Source organism: Parendozoicomonas verongulae (genome assembly GCF_009711465.1).
GTDB lineage: Bacteria > Pseudomonadota > Gammaproteobacteria > Pseudomonadales > Endozoicomonadaceae > Sansalvadorimonas > Sansalvadorimonas verongulae.
In genome coordinates, this window is sequence record NZ_SMME01000685.1 from 1 (window position 1) to 4,057 (window position 4,057).

At 51.1% G+C, this 4,057-nt stretch carries 4 protein-coding genes and 1 pseudogene; 2 read left to right on the forward strand and 3 right to left on the reverse strand.

What is annotated here, in order from left to right; genetic code table 11:
- On the forward strand, positions 1-201 hold a 201-nt coding region (locus E1189_RS25100), incomplete at its 5' end, for a hypothetical protein (protein ID WP_230460083.1).
- Between the two features lie 309 nt (positions 202-510).
- Here E1189_RS25100 and E1189_RS25105 read toward each other — a convergent pair.
- Positions 511-710: pseudogene (locus tag E1189_RS25105) on the reverse strand (transposase); the annotation flags it as partial.
- Here E1189_RS25105 and E1189_RS02820 point away from each other — a divergent pair.
- The gene (locus E1189_RS02820) at positions 634-825 is read left to right on the forward strand and encodes a toxin-antitoxin system HicB family antitoxin (RefSeq protein WP_230460084.1); all 192 of its coding nucleotides are present in this window, start codon (positions 634-636) and stop codon (positions 823-825) included. The pseudogene E1189_RS25105 and the gene E1189_RS02820 sit on opposite strands and share 77 nt — an antisense overlap.
- Before the next feature lie 112 nt (positions 826-937).
- Here E1189_RS02820 and eno read toward each other — a convergent pair whose 3' ends face one another.
- Both eno and E1189_RS02830 read right to left on the reverse strand, forming a co-directional pair.
- Complete coding sequence (eno, locus tag E1189_RS02825; RefSeq protein WP_155158541.1) at positions 938-2,236, reverse strand: phosphopyruvate hydratase; 1,299 nt, start codon at positions 2,234-2,236, stop codon at positions 938-940.
- 126 nt (positions 2,237-2,362) lie between these two features.
- Complete coding sequence (locus tag E1189_RS02830) at positions 2,363-3,820, reverse strand: SLC13 family permease (RefSeq protein WP_155158542.1); 1,458 nt, start codon at positions 3,818-3,820, stop codon at positions 2,363-2,365.
- Positions 3,821-4,057 lie beyond the last annotated feature (237 nt).

Sequence of the window (4,057 nt, forward strand, 5' to 3'; positions counted from 1 at the left end):
CAGAGGGGTATCGGAGTATATTCGGCCGGTTTTGACTTCAAGCTGTCCAGGCCCTGTGCAGGTCACCTGACGTATCAGGCCGTTATGCTCCAGATCCTGAGGCGAGCGCAGGCAAATGACCTCACCCTGAGAGGATTGATGATCCCGATACAGAGCAAGTACTGCCTGCCGGTCAGCATCATTTTGAATGCAATAAAGTGAGTTCTGCGGGGGAGAGCAGATACGTGATTTTTTGGAGAGGGGAAGACAGGTCGGTAGCATGGGGGCAAGCTGCGTGACGCGCCGCTTTCTCGGGTTCTCCTCTTTGGGTGTCAGGGACGCGTGTGAGCCCGTCACGCCTATTGTCCCAATTCTGAAATTGTTGACGTCCATGTGAGTATCTTTTGACCATAGCTGCTTCTGCCTCAGGTCAATTAGACGCCGGAAAACGAAAAAAGTTTCCTGTTTAAGAAAAAGGCCCCAGCAGGAAACTCCGCTGAGGCCTTTTGCAGGGATTACGATCCTGAATCAGTACTGCTGGAGGCAGTGAATTCTTATCATAGTGGATAGAGGATAAGGTCGGCGACTGTTGCCTGTTTTGGGTAGACGGGTTCGATCAAGGATTTCATACGATGCCATGGAATGAGGTTTTCCATGAGACTGAGGAAAATCTCTTTGCCGGTTTGTCTGCGGTTTCGAGTGAACTCTCCTGAACCTATCGCTGAACGCAATTTTTCCGGGCAATTTATGCTGCGTATCCTTCCGGAGCTGCACCGAAAGCTAGTTATTGAGGCGAAAGAGCAGGGCGTTAGCTTGAATCGGTACATTGCGGCACGATTGGCGTAGTCAAAAACCGCTGTCCATCTTCATAGCAAGTTTGCATGGCACTTCAGGTGATTTCTTAAAATAGATAGCGAAGAGGCGGAGTAAGTGATTCACGCGCTCCGCCTCTTGGGTTTTAACTGCCAGAAAACATAGCGTTAAAACCATCCATGCCGGCATAGCAGGCAGCACTGCCCAGCTCCTCTTCAATGCGCATTAACTGATTGTACTTTTCTACCCGTTCTGCACGACAGGGTGCGCCTGTTTTTAGATGGCCTGTGCGCAGCCCCACGGACATATCAGCGATAAAACTATCAACGGTTTCGCCACTGCGATGGGATACAAACGCTCCCCAGCCACAGTCTCGGCACAGTTGCACCGCGTCAATGGTTTCACTGAGGGTGCCAATCTGGTTGAGTTTAATCAGGGCTGAGTTAGCACAGTTTTCTTCAATGCCACGCATGATGTACTCGACATTCGTGACGAAAATATCATCCCCCACAACCTCGATATCATCTCCCAGCTTTTCGTTAAGAATGGGCCAGCCATCCCAATCGTCTTCTGCCAATCCGTCTTCCAGCAGACAAATGGGGAATTCACTCACCATATCGGCGTAGTAATCCACCATCTCTGCACTTGTGAGTTGGCGGCCCTCGGTTTTCAGATCGTACTTGCCGTCCTTGCAAAATTCACTGGACGCCGGGTCCAGACAAATGCCGATATCTTCACCGGGCTTCAGACCTGACGCTTCGATGGCCTGACAGATAAGCTCCAAAGGTTCCCGGTTAGATTTTACTGCAGGGGCAAAGCCGCCCTCATCACCCACGCCAACATGGTGATTATGTTTCAGCAGTACCTGCCGCAGGTTCTGATAAACCTCACTGCCCCAACGCATTGCCTGATGAAAGGAGTCTGCACCATAGGGGGCAATCATAAACTCCTGAAAATCTGCTCCCTGCCAGCGGGCATGGGTGCCGCCGTTGAGCACATTCATGCAGGGTACGGGAAGCAGGCTGGCAGTGAGGCCACCGATATGACGGTACAACGGTGTGCCTGTGGCACAGGCCGCTGCACGACAGACCGCAAGGGATACGCCCAGTATGGCATTGGCACCGAGGCGGGATTTATTCTCGGTGCCATCGAGTGCAATCATGGTGTCGTCTATAAGAGCCTGATCCCGTGCGTCAATGTCGTACAGTACGGGGGCGATTTCCTCTTCAATATTGTTCAGGGCATTGAGAACACCTTTACCGCCATAGCGGGAATCGTCACTATCCCGTAGCTCGACAGCTTCCCTTGAGCCGGTACTGGCTCCGGAGGGCACGGAGGCGCGGGCCGTCACACCGCTTGCCAGTGTACACTCCACTTCCACGGTGGGGTTGCCCCGTGAATCGAGAATTTCCCGTGCGCTCAGTTGGCTGATTTCAAGGTTCATGCCTGTCGTACTCTGGGGGAAGTTGAGCGTGAGTATAGGCGGCAATAAAAGGAAGGTAGGAAGTTTTGTAAGAAAGGAATATGGGCATGAGATAGTGCCGGAATCGGCACCATCTCGATACAACGTTTAGATCAGAACAGCAGCAACAAGTGCATACCCCAGCAGAGTGATTACCACGATACCCACCAGATTCAGCAAGAAGCCTGCCTTCATCATATCGCCGATAGCCAGATTGCCAGAGCTAAACACAATAGCGTTTGGTGGTGTCGCTACAGGCATCATAAAGGCACAGCTTGCGGCCAGAGCTGCAGGTACGGCCAGCATGATCGGGTCAATACCCAGAGACACACCCAGCGCTCCCAGCAGTGGCAGGAAACCAGCAGCGGTTGCGGTGTTACTGGTCAGCTCGGTCAGGAAGATAATAATCGTTACGATAAACGCGATAACCAGAATCAGCGGCAGGCCACCCAGAACACTCATGGAGTTGGCAACCCACACATCCAGCCCGGTGCCTTTGATCATGGAGGCCAGCGCCAGACCGCCACCGAAGAGAATCAATACACCCCATGGCATATCACGGGCTTTTTCCCAGGACATGACGTAAATTTTGTCCTTCTGGTTCACCGGAATCACAAACAGGCTGATAGCAGCAACAATGGCAATAGTGGTGTCAGACAGGCCAGGGATATAGTGGCTCATCATCGGACGAACAATCCATGCCACTGCGGTGAGAAGGAAGATCACGGCAACAGTCTTTTCACCACGGCTCATATCACCCAGATCATCCAGCTGTTTGCTGAACAGTTCTCGGGCTTTCGGGTTCGCGGTGGTATCGAGCTTAAAGCCAATTTTGGTGAGCCAGACCCAGGTAATTGCCAGCATCAACAAGCAGATGGGCAGGCCAACCAGCATCCACTGAGCAAAGCCGAGTTCAATGCCGTAGGTTTCTTCAAGGAAGGCAGCCAGAAGTGCGTTAGGTGGTGTACCAATCAGCGTAGCGAGACCACCGATACTGGCGCTGTAGGCGATACCCAGTAACAATGCCTTGGCGAAAACTTTCTGATCACCTTTACTGTGGTCTTTCATCATGGTCACAACAGAGAGGCCGATGGGCAGCATCATAATCGTGGTAGCCGTATTGGAGACCCACATGCTCAGGAAGGCTGTCGCAATCATAAAGCCGGCAATTTGCTGATCTGGGCGTGCACCGGTGGCCAGCATGATTTTCAGGGCAATGCGCTTGTGCAGGTTCCAGTTCTCCATGGCCATACCCAGCATAAAACCACCAAAAAACAGGTAGATCAGTGGGTGAGCAAAAGGCGCGGTAACAGATTTGATGCTGGCAATGCCCAGCATGGGAGCAAGAGCCATCGGTAGCAGGGAGGTAACCGGAATAGGGACCACTTCAGATACCCACCAGATCGCCATCCATGTTGCAACGCCCACCATATACCAGGCCGTTTGTGGCATATCTTCAGGAGGTGCTGTAAAGAGTGTCAATAACAGGACCAGAGGACCTGCTACCAGAGAGAGCCAAAAAGCAATTTCTGGTTTCTTCCGATTAAATGTGTATTTCTTCGTCATAAATCTTGTCGTTTGTAGCCCAAGTGTCAGGACAGAAAGGATTCTTGGATTGGGTACTTACCCAACTGTGTTTGAGGTATTTGACTACAAAATTTATAACGATGCTTTTGTTAAAAACTGATCGAACTGAATATTTAAATGTCTGTTGATGTGTGTCAGTAAAGCGACTGTATTTTGTAAGGCAATTGTCAAATTAAACTTGTTTTGAGTTTGTATAAATTATTCTGGGTCAGGAGG

Excerpts from the sequence above, each read along its gene's own strand:
- E1189_RS02820 (WP_230460084.1), top strand. The coding sequence starts at position 634 with ATGAGACTGAGGAAAATCTCTTTGCCGGTTTGTCTGCGGTTTCGAGTG.
- eno (WP_155158541.1), bottom strand. The coding sequence starts at position 2,236 with ATGAACCTTGAAATCAGCCAACTGAGCGCACGGGAAATTCTCGATTCA.
- E1189_RS02830 (WP_155158542.1), bottom strand. The coding sequence starts at position 3,820 with ATGACGAAGAAATACACATTTAATCGGAAGAAACCAGAAATTGCTTTT.